This window comes from Polynucleobacter sp. MWH-S4W17 (assembly GCF_018687535.1).
Classification (GTDB): Bacteria; Pseudomonadota; Gammaproteobacteria; order Burkholderiales; family Burkholderiaceae; genus Polynucleobacter.
This window is the reverse complement of sequence record NZ_CP061295.1, coordinates 869,716-885,703: the sequence shown is the minus strand read 5'-3', so window position 1 is coordinate 885,703 and position 15,988 is coordinate 869,716. Positions and strand designations below refer to the sequence as shown.

Below are 15,988 nucleotides of genomic sequence, written 5' to 3'. Positions count from 1 at the left end.
TATGAAGCGCATAGTGGGTAACTAGATTTCAATTATTAAAGATGGATTAAATGCTGGGTTCTCAGCATGATTAGATCGCACATAACCGCGAGGATTACAAACCACCCTAGTGCCATTCATTTGATAATCACAGGAGTCATGCGTATGCCCATGAATCCATAAAGACATCTTTCCAAAGAGATGGGCTAACTCGGATGAAAAACAGGCGGACAGTAGATCCGGTTTATATCGCTCTGCTACTGAGCTCATTGAGGGTAGATGATGAGTAACCACTACCGTCTTGCCATTAAAGGGACTCTCTAACTCTTTTTGCAGCCAAGCCAGTGACTTTCCATGTAGTTGGATAGACTTTTTTGGAGAAAAATTTCTACCTCCGTCACGGATTCTTCTGAAGTCATTTAAGTAAAGCTCACCATACGATAAGCATTTAGATTTAAGATCTTCACCAAATAATAAAAAGTCCGTCCACAACGTAGCTCCCAAAAAGCGGACGGGAGTATTTAATTGGAGATCACGTAGCACAATCGCATCGTCATCTAGGAAATGAATGTCGTTTTCTGCGCATGTATTTTGGATGTCCTCAATGACATGAGAGTGCTGAGAACCATAGAACTCATGGTTGCCAGCCACATAAATAATTTCTTGATGAGGAAAAGATTTCCTAGCCCAAGTTACACCTTCCGCGCGAAGGCCGATATCACCCGCCAGAACAATAACATCTGCCGTATTTGATGCAGGGGTAAAGTCAGCAAACTCTAGATGCAAATCACTCAGTACATGAAGTTTCATAATTTTGATAAGACTCGATCGTGACCTTTAGATTGAAATCTAGTGTATTCAATAAATTAACCTTACCATCAGGATGTAATAAGCGATTGTTAGCTTAATTGGTATTAGCCACATATTTGCAATCACATATTGTTTAGGTGGTAAGCGTACCGGCAAGCGGGAGTGATAAAGAAAAAGCCCCGGTTAGGGGGCTAAGTCTTTGTTGCATATAGCAAAAAGAGAGAAAATGCCAAAAGTGATGGCGGAGACGAGAGGATTCGAACCTCCGATCAGAGTTTTAGCCCCGATGCTCCCTTAGCAGGGGAGTGCCTTCGACCAGCTCGGCCACGTCTCCGTACTTCTTACTATTACAACGCCCTACAGTTTAACGGATAACCGCTTCTGAGGGGTTTATTGTGCTTTTTACTTACTTCTGGTCCAGCTCAAATGCTTTGTGCAAGGCACGCACAGCCAACTCCATGTATTTCTCATCAATCACCACTGAGATCTTGATTTCGCTGGTGGAGATCATCAAGATGTTGATGCCCTCTTCCGACAAAGTGCGAAACATCTTGCTGGCGATACCAACGTGGGAACGCATACCAACACCAACAACTGAAACTTTAGAGACCTTTGGATCGCCAGAGATTTCTTTTGCTTCGATGTGAGCTTGCACGGTGTTCTTGAGCAAGTCCAATGCTTTTTGATAATCAGCACGCGGCACTGTGAAAGTAAAGTCTGTTTTACCTTCAACTGATTGATTCTGAATAATCATATCCACATCAATATTGGCATCCGCAATCGGACCAAGAATTTGATACGCAATGCCTGGACGATCAGGAACTCCAAGAACGGTAATCTTCGCTTCATCACGCGCAAAGGCGATGCCGGAAATAACTGCGGCTTCCATAGTGCTGTCCTCTTCAAATGTAATCAAGGTGCCCGACTTCATCTCGATGTCTAAAGGCATCAATGGGTCTGTCAGGGAAGACAGAACCCGGGTTTTAACTTTGTACTTACCCGCAAACTCAACTGAACGAATCTGCAATACCTTTGAACCTAAGCTCGCCATTTCTAGCATCTCTTCAAAGGTAATCTTATCTAAGCGACGTGCATCTTCGCAGACGCGTGGGTCGGTTGTGTAAACACCATCAACGTCTGTATAGATCAAACACTCATCCGCTTTTAAGGCTGCCGCCATCGCCACTGCTGATGTATCAGAACCGCCACGACCTAATGTGGTGATGTTGCCATTAGGATCAACGCCCTGGAAACCAGTAACAACAACCGCACGACCAGCATTAAGATCTTTGAGAATCTTGTCGCTTTCAATACTCTTAATGCGCGCCTTGGTAAATGCAGAATCGGTATGGACTGTTACTTGCCAACCAGCGTAGCTCACTGCATCAATACCTTCACGCATGAGAGCCAGCGCTAACAAGCCAGAACTAACTTGCTCACCTGTAGAAGCGATTTGATCTAACTCGCGTGGATTTGCATCAGGGTTGATTTCTTTTGCGAGACCTAACAAGCGATTGGTTTCGCCTGACATGGCTGAAGGCACAACCACCACTTGGTGGCCTGCACGCATCCATTTAGCAACGCGTTTGGCAACATTGGCAATGCGCTCTGTTGAGCCCATTGAGGTGCCACCATATTTATGAACGATAAGAGCCATAAAGCCGTCTATTTAACTATCAGTAACAAGGAAATGAATCCTTGAGGGTCTAAAAAGGGCTTATTTTACAGGGTTTTGCACCCATTCCGGGAGTACTCGCCTACCGGCGGATGTCAGGTGCGGGTAACTCAGCCCAATACCCGCCACAGCGATCAATTCATCATTGATGTAAAGCAAGGGTGCTTGACGCTCCCATGGAGGGATATCAGCCTCCTGATAGAGGTTTTTGAGGGTTTTACGGGGTGTCTTGGGCTTTATCTGAATCTTCTCGGAGCCTAGGCGCGCTCTCAGCGTGATTTGGTTATTCCCCTGGGCGGTTTTTACCCAATCCGCAGGAAGACCTAATTGCTTGGAATTGGCCGGCAGTGATTTAAGCACCCATTGACCTGCTTCTGCGCCCGCAACTTGAAGGGCTCCACGCCAGAGGCAGATCTTTCTTTCGTCATGTAGCCACTCAAGCTTGGCATCAGCTTTAACTTTCGTCAGATCGCGCCACCAAGACTGGAGGCGCTCTTGCGATGGCATTGCCAACTGCTGAGTTTGCAACCAGAAACGCAAGACATTGTTTGCTGCAGGCAAATCATCTTTAGCCAAAGATAGAAGTGGCGCTACTTGCAATTGATCTTGATTGAGAATATTTTTGCCGTCTTGCTGCGCTAAGCGATTCAGTAGGACTTGCGCTTCACCAAGTAACTCAGCACTGCGTGCCATATTCGTTAATGCTTCAGGCTGAATACCTTCAAGAGCAGGAATAATTTTCTTGCGAATAGCATTACGACGATATTTTGTATTTTGATTGCTTGGATCTTCAATCCATTTGAGCTTATGTTCTTTGGCATAAGCTTCAAGCTCTTGTCTGCTTTGATTTAAGAGTGGGCGCCAGAGGGTGAGGTGTTGATTGCTGGAAAGCCTCCTCCTTGTTGGCATACCGGATAAGCCAGCTACGCCCGAGCCCCGCAGGAGCTGCAGGAGAACGGTTTCTACTTGATCGTTTTGATGATGGGCCAAGAGTAAATCTTCGATGCCATATTCTTCGCAAAGATCGGCGAGCGCTTCGTAACGCCCTTCTCTTGCCCTGGCCTCGATATTACCTTGCTCGTTAGAACTACTTAGATGCAAGAGTCGAAAATCAAAATGGATCTTGTATTTTTTGGTCAGCTTCTCGCAAAAGATTAACCAGTCATCTGCCGGTTTTTGTAAGCCATGATGAATATGAAAGGCGTAGATTTGATTTTGGCTTTTAGCTTGCGCTTTGCAAACCGTGTCGAGCAATACAACCGAATCGAGGCCGCCACTTAAGGCAACCGCAATTCGTTTTCCCAGCTTAGGACTTTGCTGTGATTTCCTTGAACTTGCCATAGCTCATCAAACGCTCATGACGACGTTCAAGCAATGCATCCACTTTCATGCCGTCAAAAGTTTTTAAAGATTCAGCAAGTGCTTTGCGCATATTGCTCATCATATTGTCGTAATCACGATGTGCGCCACCAATAGGCTCAGCAACGATCTTATCGATTAGACCCAAAGCCTTTAAGCGCTGAGCCGTGAGGCCCAGCTGCTCAGCTGCCTCGGGAGCCTTATCAGCAGTCTTCCAGAGGATAGATGCACAGCCTTCAGGAGAGATTACTGAGTAAGTGGAGTTCTGCAACATTAAGACCACATCGCCCATAGCAATAGCTAACGCACCACCGGAACCACCTTCACCAATAATGGTGGCGATGATGGGAACTTCAAGCTCTGCTTGCACAAACAAATTGCGGCCAATCGCTTCAGACTGATTGCGCTCTTCCGCATCAATGCCAGGGAATGCGCCTGGGGTATCTACAAAAGTAAATACTGGAATGCCAAACTTTTCCGCAAGACGCATGAGGCGCATTGCTTTGCGGTAACCCTCTGGTCGGCTCATGCCGAAGTTTCTGAGGGCACGTTCTTTGGTGTCGCGGCCCTTCTGATGACCGATCACCATACAAGACTGATTTTCAAAACGGGCCAATCCAGCAATGATTGATTGATCATCTGCAAAAGTGCGATCACCATGCAGTTCATGAAAGTCGGTAAATAAAGCACCAACATAATCTAAGGTGTAAGGACGCTGTGGATGACGCGCTACTTGAGAGACCTGCCAAGGAGTCAAATTGGCATAAACATCTTTTGTTAACTGCTGACTCTTTTCGGCAAGCGTTTTGATCTCATCGGAGATATCTACCGATGACTCATCTTGCACAAAACGCAGCTCTTCAATCTTTGACTCTAATTCGGCGATTTGCTGCTCAAAATCCAGGAAAGTCGTTTTCATAGTCTGATTTTAATATTCAACTGGGGCGGGGTCGATACTTCTCCACATATACCAGGTAGCTACCGTACGCCACGGGGCCCAATTGGCAGCCACCTCCCTCGCCTCATGGCGGCTAACAGGCTCACCACTGAAGTAATTGAGGGAAATAGCCTTAATTAAACCAATATCGTCCAAAGGGAGGATATTAGGGCGAACCATATTAAAAATGAGGAACATTTCAGCAGTCCAGCGGCCAATTCCCCGAATAGAGCTTAATTCTTTGATCACGCTCTCATCATCCATATCTTTCCACTGATTGGCATGGAGGCGACCGGAATCGAAGTGATCTGCTAAATCGCGGATGTACTCCACCTTGCGCCCAGATAATCCGGCGGCGCGCAACTCTTCAACGGATAGCGCTAGGATATTTTTGGGTGTGACCTTTCTCTTGCTCGCAGCAAGCACCCTATTCCATACGGTTTGAGCTGCTGCAACTGAAATTTGCTGTCCAACAATCGATCTTGCCAAAGTATTAAAAGAATCGCCGCGTGTCACTAAAAATCCGGATCCAATTTTAGGAATCAATTTTTTCAGAATACGATCGTGCTTCATCAATTCTTTGCAAGCCTGCTCCCAATAGTCTGGAGCAATTTCCTCAAGAATTGATTCTGCTTTTTCCACTTTTATTTCTTTTGCTACAGTCATTAAGCCCTACGCCATTCTGTTAAGCCGCCGGGTTTATCTTCCAGAACAATTCCTTGCTCTAGTAATGTCTTACGAATTAAGTCTGCTTGGGCAAAATCTTTTGCTTGTTTAGCGGCCACACGTGCAGCGATATGTTCTTCAATTTGCGCAGGACTTAAGCCATCCTGATCTTTGGAACCCGCCTGCAAAAATGCAGTTGGATCGCGCTGCAAGAAATTTAGAGAGGCGCCAAGGGCCTTCATTGTATTGGCGAGTAATTGCTTTTCTTGGCCTTGCGCACGGTTAACTTCGCTGGCCAGATCAAACAAGACCGCAATCGCCTCTGGTGTATTGAAATCATCATTCATGGCATCCGCAAAGCGCTTGGCCCATGGATTGTGTGGATCTAGATTGATTGATTGTGCTTTTGGGGCTTGAGCCAAGGCAGTGTATAGACGACCAAGTCCTGAGCGTGCCTCTTCTAGTTGTGCATCGCTGTAATTAATCGGACTACGGTAATGCGCCTTCAGCATGAAGAAGCGCAATACTTCTGGATCAAAGCTTTTTAAGACATCTCGTATTAAAAAGAAGTTGCCCAATGACTTGGACATTTTCTCTTCGTTCACTCGAATGTGGCCGTTATGCATCCAGTAATTAACAAAGGGAGCATCATCTTCTTTACGATCTTTGCCATACAAAGCGCCTTCGCTTTGAGCAATTTCATTTTCGTGGTGCGGGAATTGCAAATCCGCACCTCCACCATGAATATCAAAGTGCTCACCCAGTAAGTCACAAGACATGGCTGAGCACTCAATATGCCAGCCTGGACGGCCTTCACCCCATGGTGACTTCCAGCGAGTATCAGCAGGCTCTTCAGCTTTAGCACTTTTCCATAAAACAAAATCTAACGGATCACGCTTGCCATCACCAACCGCTACCCTCTCACCAGCATTTAATTCATCAAGTGTCTTACCGGATAGCTGACCATAGCGTGGCAGCAAACGCACCGCAAAATTGACATCGCCATCATTGGCTTGATAGGCCAAGTCGTTTTCAATGAGTTTGCCAATCATGCCCTGCATTTGGGCAATGTAATCGGTAGCACGCGGCTCTTGATCGGGATGAATTAAACCCAACTCATTCGAGTCGGCATGCATCGCATCGATAAAACGATTGGTTAATGCAGAAATGGGTTCGCCATTCTCAATGGCACGGTTGATGATCTTGTCATCAATATCAGTGATATTGCGCACATAAAGCACTTCATAGCCGCTAGCCCTAAGCCAACGAACCACCATATCAAAGACGATCATGACCCTGGCATGGCCAATATGGCAAAAGTCATAAACCGTCATGCCGCAGACGTACATCTTGACCTTGCCCGGCACTATGGGCTTAAAGACCTGTTTAGAACGGCTAAGGGTGTTATAGATTTGCAGCATAGGGCTATAAAGGTGGGGCAAGTAGCGCCAATTTGTTAGACTGAGCGCTGAGTATATCGAATGAGCCCGTTTCACACCCCTTCCTCTATGCCCCACAACGCCCCAGCGCCACAAATTACCCCGAATAAGGTCTTAGCCCTAACTTTTGCCACTTTGGTGTCATTGGTGCTAATGACAGGGTGCAGCACGCCCGCTCAGCAACGTGCGGATGCTGAAATTCAGGCATTAAATACCCGGGAAATGAAGTCGGGACAATTGGCCCCACAACCCTATTTAGGTGGCTACAGCCCAACTGATCCTCCCAGGTTATCGGCGGATGTGGGCTATGACCCATTAAATCCAGAGCTATCAGAGACCGTTGGCGTCCCATTTATGTCCTTCTTGATTATTGAGCCGGACCCCATCACCAAAAATGCGGTGCCATCCGATGTAGAAAAGCTCATCAAGGCGCGCAAATATCAAGATGCGGTTACCCAAATCAATGTGGACCTTAAGAAGACGCCACGTAATGTGCAATTGCGTTTTGTAAAAGCGCGCTTACAAATTGAGATGCGCCAATTCGATCAAGCTAAAAAAACCTTGATTGAAATTACTCAGCAGTTCCCTGAATTGCCAGAACCCTACAATAATCTTGCAGCGATAGCTGCCAACCAAGGCCAATGGATTGAAGCGCGAGATTATTTAGAGCTTGCATTAAAGCTGCGCCCTAGCTATGCCATTGCCTCAGCCAATCTGGGTGAGATCTATATTCGCCTTGGTGCTCAAGCATATGAAGACGCTGCAAAAAATGCATTGCTGAATCAGCGTCAGTACTCCAACCGCGCTAAAGCGCTCTTGGACGTACTCAAGCCCCCCGCAAAGCGCCCTGTTAATCGCGCCCTCAATTCCGCAGATACTCTGCCAAGCAATGCTCCATCAACCAACCTTCCAGAAAGTAGAACTAATAATGGCGAAAGTACTCTTAAAAACCAATAAGGGTGATATCACCCTTACTCTTGATGCAGCTAAGGCACCCAAAAGTGTTGCTAACTTCTTGCAATACGTAAAAAGCGGTCATTACGATGGCACGATTTTTCATCGTGTGATTGATAACTTTATGGTTCAAGGCGGCGGCATGACTGCCGGCATGAAGCAAAAGTCAACAGGCGCAGAAATTGAAAACGAAGCCAATAATGGCCTCAAAAATGATCGCTACACTGTAGCTATGGCGCGAACCAGCGACCCTCATTCTGCAACTGCTCAATTCTTCATCAATGTGAATGACAATGATTTTCTAAATCACACCGCTCCGAATGCCCAAGGCTGGGGTTATGCAGTATTCGGCAAGGTTACTGGCGGCATGGATGTCGTTGACACCATTCGCAAAGTCAAGACTGGTAGCTCCGGCTTTCATCAAGACGTTCCAGCTGAAGATGTTGTGATTGAGAAGGCCACTGTTCTCGAGGAATGATCCCGCAATACGCGAGCGCACTGCTCATATCAGACCTACACCTGACGCCGTCAATGCCCTTGACGGCGCAACGCTTTTTCGACTTCTGTGAAAAAGAAGCTCCTAAAGTTGAGGCTGTATTTATTCTGGGTGACTTATTTGAGTATTGGGTAGGTGATGATGCATCCGCATCCTCACCTTTTCAACAAGAAGTTCAGCGTGCCATCGCCAACCTTTCTGCCAAAGTAAAAACATATTACATCCATGGCAATCGAGATTTTTTAATCGGCAAAAGTTTTATTAAAAAAACTGGCATGACGCTCTTGCCAGATCCTAGCTTAGTTGAATTAGCTTCACACAAATGGGTCTTAGCTCATGGTGATGCTTTATGTACTGCAGACTTTGGCTACCAGCTATTTCGTAGTTGGGTCAGAAAACCATGGGTGCAAAAACTCTTTTTAACTCTACCCCTCAATTGGCGCAGAGGTGTTGCCCAGCATCTACGCAGCAATAGTCATGGTCAATATCAAACGCAGCTACGCTCTGCCGCAAGTCAACTCAAAATGGATGTGACGCGAGAAGCTTGTGCAGATGTAATGAAAGATCAATCTGGAGACAGATTAATTCATGGGCATACTCACTTGCCGGCCCATCATGAAGAATCTTTAAACACCCAGACTTGGCAGCGTTGGGTTTTATCCGACTGGGATCTCGATCACCCTGAGAGTCTTCACCCTAGGGCAAGCGCCCTATTGATCGATAGTGCTGGAGCGCGCTATCTCGACCTTATTAAGCACTAAGCGCTACTGACTTCTCGGGTTGAGAGATTGAATTAAGACGCTGAGTATTTAGAGAGTGACTGCACCATTTGTGCAAAGATACGTGGATTGGCAGCCATCACTTCACCGCTTTTCAGAAAGCCTTCTTCACCACGATAGTTACCAATCAGCCCGCCCGCTTCAGTGATTAGCAAAGCACCGGCGGCCATGTCCCATGGTTTGAGATCGCTCTCAAAAAATCCATCGTAACGACCAGCTGCTACATAAGCCAAATCCAATGATGCAGCGCCTGGGCGACGTAAGCCCGCGCATTGACGTGACATTTCAGCAAAAATCTTTAAATACTTTTCTAAGTCCTGGTCTTCACGATACGGAAATCCGGTACCGAGCAAAGAATTTGCCAAGCGATCTTGCGTGGCTACACGCAAACGCCGACGATCCAAATACGCGCCCGCACCACGGGTAGCGGTAAATAACTCATCACGAGTTGGGTCGTAAACAACGGCTTGTTGAATCACGCCATTCACTGCCAGCGCAATCGAAACCGCATACTGCGGAAAGCCGTGAATGAAATTGGTTGTGCCATCTAGCGGATCGATGATCCAAACGTTTTCTGCATCCGCATTGTGTTCGCCTGTTTCTTCAGCCAAAAATCCATGGGTTGGATAGGCCTCGCTCAGCGTTTCAATGATGGCCGCTTCTGCGGCTTTGTCCACCTCGGTGACGAAATCGTTGTGTTGCTTACGGTCAACTTGCAAGCGCTCTAAATTCAAAGAAGCACGATTAATGACTGTTCCAGCGCGACGGGCGGCCTTGACGGCCACATTTAACATGGGATGCATAGTATTGATGGACAAATTAAATAAGAACAAGCTCCTTGTAATGCCTGCAAAAAGAAAATTGCATGACAATACGAAGCTAACAGTCTGATTCTAAACGATTAGCATCCATTACCCCCTATAAACACCCCCAATGGCATTGATGAATATCGACAAATCTGAACTACTACGCTGGGTTTTAGTCGAAACCAGTCACCCAGGAAACGTGGGTTCTGCTGCTCGCGCCCTTAAAACTATGGGCTTTAGCGACCTGCGCCTTATTAATCCCAAGATCAAAGACGTATCAGTCAATGCGGATGCCATTGCTTTAGCCAGCGGTGCGGTAGATATCCTTGAGCGCTCCTCAGAAAGCAGTTCATTAACCTCCGTCGTAGAGGGTTGCTCACTAGTTTTAGGCCTAACCAGCCGTGATCGAGAGTTTGGCCCGCCAGCCTTAGACTGGGAGGCCGCTCGGACCTTAATAGCCGATGCGACATCAGCAGAAGGAAAGGTTGCCCTGCTCTTTGGTCCCGAAAGAACTGGCTTGGATAACGATCATTTGGCCTTATGCACCCATAGAGTCTGGTTAGATGCCAATCCAGACTACCCGTCTCTTAACTTGGCCCAGGCAATCATGGTCTGCGCCTACACCCTCAGGGAAACACTCAGCCAGCATACAGGCGTGCGTAATGCCTTAGCGGGCCGGGAAGAAATGGCTGATTTTGCAGACCCTGCAGCTATTGCAGCCATGGTGGAACATTGGCGCCAAGGTCTGGAGGCCATTGGCTATTTAGACCCAACCAACCCCAAGAAACTGATGCCCCGTATTCAAGCGCTATTTGCCCGTAGCCGCCTTCATAAAGAAGAGATTGATCTGCTGCGCGGCATTGCAAAACAGATGCTCCTGAGAAAATAAGCGCATCCCGTTAAAATCAAGCTATGTCATATCCCCTATTCGACCAAGTCGACTCCATCATTGCCAGAGACCCAGCAGCCCGGAATCGTCTCGAGGTCATCACTTGCTATCAAGGCTTGCATGCAGTTTGGCTGCATCGCATCTCCCATTTTCTGTGGAATCTTGGTCTGAAATGGCTTGCCCGCGTGCTGTCCATGTTTGCGCGTTTTTTCACTGGGATAGAAATTCATCCTGGTGCAAAGATTGGTCGCCGAGTATTTTTGGATCATGGACTCGGTATTGTGATTGGTGAGACCACAGAAATTGGCGATGACTGCACAATTTATCAAGGCGTTACCTTGGGCGGCACTTCGCTTTATAAAGGCGTTAAGCGCCACCCCACCCTTGGTAAAGGTGTTGTGGTCAGTGCGGGCGCAAAAGTTCTCGGCGGATTTACTGTGGGTGATGGCGCACGCGTTGGATCCAATGCCGTGGTTCTAAAAGAAATTCCTGCAGGTGCGACTGCGGTTGGTATTCCTGCGCGCATCCTGCATCCAGATTTACCACAAAGTCCTGATAGCAAAACAAAGGAATATTTTTCTGCTTATGGAGTGACGCCGAATGTAGATGATCCTGTATCAATGGCGCTCAAAGGTTTGATCGATGCCACGATCGAACAGGAAGCCAAGATTGCAGCGCTAGAGCAGGCTTTAGCCAAGTTAAGTAACACGCCTACTGGCCCTGATGCTGAAGGCTCTAGCGATACCAAACGCGACCTTGATGCTATTAAACAGTGGCTAAGGGAGTAGTGATTTGCGGTTACCTATTGGGGGTCATGCAGAAGAAATGATGCAAAGAAAAAGGAATAGCATGCTATTCCTTTCTTTATTCAAACTTGGTTTTAATTAATGTAGCGTACGTGGGCCCGTGCTATCACCACCTAATGCGCCGCCTGGAAATTCTTCATCTTCATCATCGCCCTCATCATTAGGCATCCCAAATGAAAAACTTTCGCCGCCCTCTGGATGACGATTTTCAATTTCATCATCAGTAGCTGCGCGAACATCTTCCACTTGAACCCAAAAACGTAATGCCATGCCTGCTAACGGATGATTGCCATCTAATACCACTTGACTGTCTGCAACATCCGTAACGGTATAGATTAAAGGTTCACCATCTTCAGAATCATCTACAGTCGCGTCCTCATCTGCATCAGGAACGCCTTCAAACTGCATCCCCACTTCTAACGGCTCAGGGAAACGGGTACGTGGCTCGATTTTTAACAACTCAGGATCATATTCACCAAAAGCTTCATTAGGCTCAAGCTGAATCGTTGCCTCATAACCAATATCTTGGCCATCAAGCAGATTCTCAATTTTAGGAAAAGTACCTTCATAACCTCCGTGCAGGTATACCATCGGAGAATCGGGCTCCTCGATGACATTGTTTTGCGCATCGGTTAGCTTATAGCGAAGGGATACGATGGTATTTTTTTCAATCTTCATGCGGAATTTGTCGAACATTCGTTTTTAATCAGTTTCTAAACAGCTTTTTACTTTATGACCTCATTTTACTTGAGCAAACCCTATGAGCCGCCTCGGGCCCCCTCAAAGCTCCCTTTAGAGGAGCCCTGGGCCTTATTTGGGGGTATTAGCCCAGACCAGTTCATGGCGCGGTATTGGCATAAAAAGCCCCTTCTCATCCGCGGGGCGATTCCGGCATTTGCCCTTTCAGCTAGGAATGGTGAGCCCCTGGATAGCCCAATTCCCACCAAAGAGTTACTCAAATTTGCCCTGCAAGATGAGGTAGAGGCGCGCTTGGTTAAATCCAATCCATGGAGCTTTGATAGCGGACCGTTTTCTAAAAAGGCCATTCCATCGATCGACAAACCCGACTGGACTTTATTGCTTCAAGGAATGGAGGCACATCATCCAGCAGCTACAAAAATTCTGTCTTGGTTCCGCTTTATTCCTGATGCGCGCTTAGATGACTTAATGATTAGCATTGCTGGCATTGGAGGGGGCGTTGGGCCCCACTTTGATTCTTACGACGTCTTCCTAATTCAAATGTCTGGCAGAAGGCGGTGGAAAATTTCAGAACAAAAAGATCTGAGTCTCAACCCTAATCTACCGCTAAAAATTCTGCGCAACTTTAAGTCCGAACAAGAGTGGACTTTGGAGCCTGGCGATATGCTGTATTTACCACCGCATGTTGCTCATGATGGCATTGCACTAGATGCGGGTTGCCAAACATGGTCTGTTGGATTTCGCTCCCCCAGCTTTAAAGAATTACTGCAAGAAGGTTTGTGGCGCCTAGCAGAATCTTTGGAGGATATTCCCGCGCTAGAGAGCAAGTTTGCAGACCCTAAACAGGGCGCAACTCATAGTGCAGAGCAATTGCCGGAAGAGCTCATCAAACAACTAGGCTCAAAACTCAAAGAGCTGAAACTAGACCAAATTGATGGGTTTCTGCCCGGTATTACCGCCTACCTTTCGGAACCTAAACAACAGGCTCTGTTTGATGCCCCCGATAAGCCCCTGAAGCCCCAAGAATTTCTTAGAAAGCTTCGATCCAGCAAACTTCTACCTCACCCGCAAACCCGTATTCTGAGCCTTGGGGAACAGGTATATTGCAATGGAGAATCCATGACCCAGGGACAAGCTCCAGATATTCTTGCGGCCTGGCAAACCCTCTCTGCCCATAAAGAGCTGAGGGCAGGCAGGCTAAAACAGCTTGATCAATCTAGCCTTTATGAGGCTTATTTAGCCGGCTGGTTGGTTTTTGAGCACTGAAGGCGGAGATGGATATAATTGTTGCTGGAAACTACTTAGGGGCAATCCCTCGGTATATCCAGAGAACAATTACCGGTAATTGTTATTAATTTTTTTAAAGGAATTTACAAATGAAGAAGTCACTCGTTATCGCTGCAATGTTTGCAATCGCCTTGGCCGCTTGCGGTAAAAAAGAAGAAGCAAAACCTGCTGAAGCTCCTGCTGCTGCTCCAGCTGCTCCTGCTGCTGAAGCTCCTGCTGCTGCTCCAGCTGCTCCTGCTGCTGATGCTAAGAAGTAATCTTCTTCATGAAGAAAAAAAGCCGCTGAAAAGCGGCTTTTTTATTTCCTTTAAAAATCTACTACTTTGTTAGTTGCTCCGTTAATAAAGTCAGCAACTGATAACCAGCGGGCGTATTTTCTGGTTTGCCATCCGCGCCCTGTACATAGACATTCGCAGAATTCTCACCAGTACTCTTCACTAGCACCTGATATTTTTTGGCCTTCATACCAGACTCATCTTTACTGCTAAAGAGGTTGGAGAAGAAGCCCTTGGTATCGCCCAAGTCTTTAGGATTCACGTAACGAACATAGTAAACACCACTTGAGCGATTCCGATCCTCAACCGTGAAGTTAGAGCGATCCAGAGCCAATCCAACATCACGCCAAGAGCGATCAAAGCCAGCACTGAGCTCGATATAGGCTTGGTTAGTGCCCTCCTGAACAAACTTCGCTTTAGGCGTTTTAGGGCCAAGAGGCACTGCAACCATTGCTTTAGCCTGCTCTTGCGTCATGCCTAAGCGCTCCATCAAACGAGCCAGGAATGCGGCCTCTAACTCAGGATCATTTGGACGAGCGGTCCAAATGGTAGATAAACAAGCGCCTGTTGTGTCGGTTGTACATTTCTCAATCGCACCGCGTTGAGTAATGTAGATTTCTGTCTCGCCTGGCTTGGATACCTCAAGACGAGTTTTGTATTTATCGCGTTCACCAGTGTCATAAATAGAGTCGATTGCACCACCAATCGTTGAGCGAATCCAATCTTGCGCAATCTTCGCCCGATTTTCTGCCCAGTCGGTTTCCATAATGCCGGTTGATGGAGAATCTACCACTAACAAGAAACCATTTTCTTGCCAAAAATCTTTTACTTGTGGGTAGAGCTCAGGGGCTGGTTTTTCAACAACCAACCAACGACGCTCACCATCACGCGCAATTCGCATACCAGGAATACCTGTCATGACGTTGCTGCGCAACTGCGTTGATTTCTTCACTGCGGCATTGTATTCGGACATCGTCGCTGCGCCATCCTGAACGATGTAGCGTCGATCAGCCTGTGCCGTGATCAAGTCAGGAGGGTATGACAAATTAGGGCCGCGCACAGCCCCTGCACTCTTATAGTCAACGGTATCGTTACTAGTAACTGATTTACAGGCAGTCAACGCGGCAGAAGCGATAACGATTAAAGCCAGAATCGAAAAATATCGACGGTATAGTGAGAGCAAATTCATCATAATAGGTTGGCCTGTTTTAACGCTGCCTTCAAAGGCTCACGCAAAGAAATGCTTAAAGGTGTTAATGGCAAACGAATGCCAGCAGTAATCTTGCCCATTTCATGCAATGCCCACTTCACGGGGATTGGGTTGGCCTCTGTGAACATGGCCTTATGAACTGCAATCAATTGATATTGAATTTCACGGGTTCTTTTCACATCATCTGACATAGCGGCTACGCAGAGCTCATGCATCAAGCGTGGAGCAATATTAGCCGTGACAGAAATATTACCTTTACCGCCCATCAACATGAGCATGGCGGCCGTGAGATCATCGCCAGAAAATACGGAGAAGTCTTGATGGCCGGCACACTTGAGATCATTGATCAATAAGGTGCCACGCTCTAAGCTGCCTGTTGCCTCTTTAATACCGATGATGCCTGGCACACCCGCTAAACGAACCACAGTATCACCAGCCAAATCAGCAACCGTTCTACCGGGAACGTTATACAAAATCACTGGCAAATCCACCGACTCTGCAATCTTTTTAAAGTGCGCAAACATACCATCTTGGGTTGGCTTGTTGTAATACGGTACTACCTGCAAGCTGGCATCCGCGCCAACCTGCTTAGCAAATTTGGTTAACTCAATCGCTTCAATCGTAGAGTTACCGCCGGTACCGGCAATCACTGGAATACGTCCGGCAATTTGCTCGACTGTCACGCGAATGAGCTCGCAATGCTCTTCAACAGAAACTGTTGGAGACTCACCGCTAGTGCCAACAATCACAATGCCGTCAGTACCTTCAGACACATGCCAATCCAACAATGAACGCAAGCTAGCGTAATCCAAGCTGCCATCTTCGAACATGGGAGTCACGATAGCCGGCATGCTGCCAGCGATGGGCTTTTTGCTACCTTTGGAATGAGCTGTATTTGTCACCGAATATGCACCGATTTTTA

17 protein-coding genes and 1 tRNA gene are annotated in these 15,988 nt (G+C 47.0%); 7 read left to right on the top strand and 11 right to left on the bottom strand.

Annotation, left to right across the window (positions count from 1 at the left end; genetic code table 11):
• Positions 1 to 21 precede the first annotated feature (21 nt).
• The 7 genes from C2755_RS04645 to cysS form a co-directional block, all read right to left on the bottom strand.
• Entirely contained in the window at positions 22 to 789 is a 768-nt protein-coding gene (locus C2755_RS04645; RefSeq protein WP_215322018.1) for a metallophosphoesterase, read from the bottom strand.
• 239 nt (positions 790 to 1,028) lie between these two features.
• A tRNA-Ser gene (locus C2755_RS04640) sits at positions 1,029 to 1,123 on the bottom strand.
• Positions 1,124 to 1,195: 72 nt separating this feature from the next.
• Entirely contained in the window at positions 1,196 to 2,446 is a 1,251-nt protein-coding gene (locus C2755_RS04635) for an aspartate kinase (protein ID WP_215322016.1), read from the bottom strand.
• A 60-nt stretch (positions 2,447 to 2,506) separates the two neighbouring features.
• The gene (tilS, locus tag C2755_RS04630) at positions 2,507 to 3,805 is read right to left on the bottom strand and encodes a tRNA lysidine(34) synthetase TilS (protein ID WP_215322014.1); all 1,299 of its coding nucleotides are present in this window, start codon (positions 3,803 to 3,805) and stop codon (positions 2,507 to 2,509) included.
• The gene (locus C2755_RS04625) at positions 3,771 to 4,742 is read right to left on the bottom strand and encodes an acetyl-CoA carboxylase carboxyltransferase subunit alpha (RefSeq protein WP_215322012.1); all 972 of its coding nucleotides are present in this window, start codon (positions 4,740 to 4,742) and stop codon (positions 3,771 to 3,773) included. The genes tilS and C2755_RS04625 overlap by 35 nt, the downstream gene beginning before the upstream one ends.
• A gap of 9 nt (positions 4,743 to 4,751) precedes the next feature.
• Positions 4,752 to 5,426 (bottom strand): DNA-3-methyladenine glycosylase, encoded by a 675-nt coding sequence (locus C2755_RS04620; RefSeq protein WP_215322010.1) that lies wholly within the window; start codon positions 5,424 to 5,426, stop codon positions 4,752 to 4,754.
• Complete coding sequence (gene cysS, locus C2755_RS04615; protein WP_215322009.1) at positions 5,426 to 6,847, bottom strand: cysteine--tRNA ligase; 1,422 nt, start codon at positions 6,845 to 6,847, stop codon at positions 5,426 to 5,428. Before cysS ends, C2755_RS04620 begins: the two co-directional genes overlap by 1 nt.
• 60 nt (positions 6,848 to 6,907) lie before the next feature.
• Between cysS and C2755_RS04610 the strand changes: the two genes are divergently transcribed.
• Genes C2755_RS04610 through C2755_RS04600 form a run of 3 tightly spaced genes read left to right on the top strand, consistent with a single transcriptional unit; the run spans position 6,908 to position 9,076 of the window.
• A complete protein-coding gene (locus C2755_RS04610; RefSeq protein ID WP_215322008.1) occupies positions 6,908 to 7,822 on the top strand; it encodes a M48 family metallopeptidase in 915 nt (304 codons plus the stop codon).
• Positions 7,794 to 8,297: a peptidylprolyl isomerase gene (locus C2755_RS04605; protein ID WP_215322006.1), complete on the top strand. Its 504-nt coding sequence runs from the start codon at positions 7,794 to 7,796 to the stop codon at positions 8,295 to 8,297. Before C2755_RS04610 ends, C2755_RS04605 begins: the two co-directional genes overlap by 29 nt.
• Complete coding sequence (locus C2755_RS04600) at positions 8,294 to 9,076, top strand: UDP-2,3-diacylglucosamine diphosphatase (RefSeq protein WP_215322004.1); 783 nt, start codon at positions 8,294 to 8,296, stop codon at positions 9,074 to 9,076. Before C2755_RS04605 ends, C2755_RS04600 begins: the two co-directional genes overlap by 4 nt.
• Positions 9,077 to 9,108: 32 nt before the next feature.
• Here the strand turns inward: C2755_RS04600 and C2755_RS04595 are convergent, their stop codons facing one another.
• Positions 9,109 to 9,897, bottom strand: coding sequence for an inositol monophosphatase family protein (locus C2755_RS04595; protein ID WP_215322002.1), 789 nt, complete (start codon positions 9,895 to 9,897; stop codon positions 9,109 to 9,111).
• A gap of 130 nt (positions 9,898 to 10,027) precedes the next feature.
• Between C2755_RS04595 and C2755_RS04590 the strand changes: the two genes are divergently transcribed.
• Together C2755_RS04590 and cysE are read left to right on the top strand one after the other, a co-directional pair.
• Positions 10,028 to 10,789 carry an RNA methyltransferase gene (locus C2755_RS04590; protein ID WP_251368543.1) on the top strand — a complete coding sequence of 254 codons (762 nt, stop codon included), beginning with the start codon at positions 10,028 to 10,030 and terminating at the stop codon, positions 10,787 to 10,789.
• 23 nt (positions 10,790 to 10,812) lie between these two features.
• Positions 10,813 to 11,577, top strand: a complete 765-nt coding sequence (gene cysE, locus C2755_RS04585) for a serine O-acetyltransferase (RefSeq protein ID WP_215322000.1) — start codon at positions 10,813 to 10,815, stop codon at positions 11,575 to 11,577.
• A 96-nt stretch (positions 11,578 to 11,673) separates the two neighbouring features.
• On the opposite strand, the gene C2755_RS04580 is transcribed toward cysE, so the two are convergent.
• Positions 11,674 to 12,273, bottom strand: coding sequence for a peptidylprolyl isomerase (locus C2755_RS04580; protein ID WP_215321998.1), 600 nt, complete (start codon positions 12,271 to 12,273; stop codon positions 11,674 to 11,676).
• Between the two features lie 162 nt (positions 12,274 to 12,435).
• On the opposite strand from C2755_RS04580, the gene C2755_RS04575 reads away from it, so the two are divergent.
• On the top strand, positions 12,436 to 13,560 hold the full coding sequence (locus C2755_RS04575; RefSeq protein WP_251368542.1) for a cupin domain-containing protein: 1,125 nt from the start codon (positions 12,436 to 12,438) through the stop codon (positions 13,558 to 13,560).
• A gap of 110 nt (positions 13,561 to 13,670) precedes the next feature.
• On the top strand, positions 13,671 to 13,838 hold the full coding sequence (locus tag C2755_RS04570; protein ID WP_215321994.1) for a hypothetical protein: 168 nt from the start codon (positions 13,671 to 13,673) through the stop codon (positions 13,836 to 13,838).
• A gap of 61 nt (positions 13,839 to 13,899) precedes the next feature.
• Here C2755_RS04570 and bamC read toward each other — a convergent pair whose 3' ends face one another.
• Positions 13,900 to 15,048, bottom strand: coding sequence for an outer membrane protein assembly factor BamC (bamC, locus tag C2755_RS04565; RefSeq protein ID WP_215321992.1), 1,149 nt, complete (start codon positions 15,046 to 15,048; stop codon positions 13,900 to 13,902).
• Entirely contained in the window at positions 15,045 to 15,917 is an 873-nt protein-coding gene (gene dapA, locus C2755_RS04560; RefSeq protein WP_215322296.1) for a 4-hydroxy-tetrahydrodipicolinate synthase, read from the bottom strand. The genes bamC and dapA overlap by 4 nt, the downstream gene beginning before the upstream one ends.
• Positions 15,918 to 15,988: the final 71 nt, after the last annotated feature.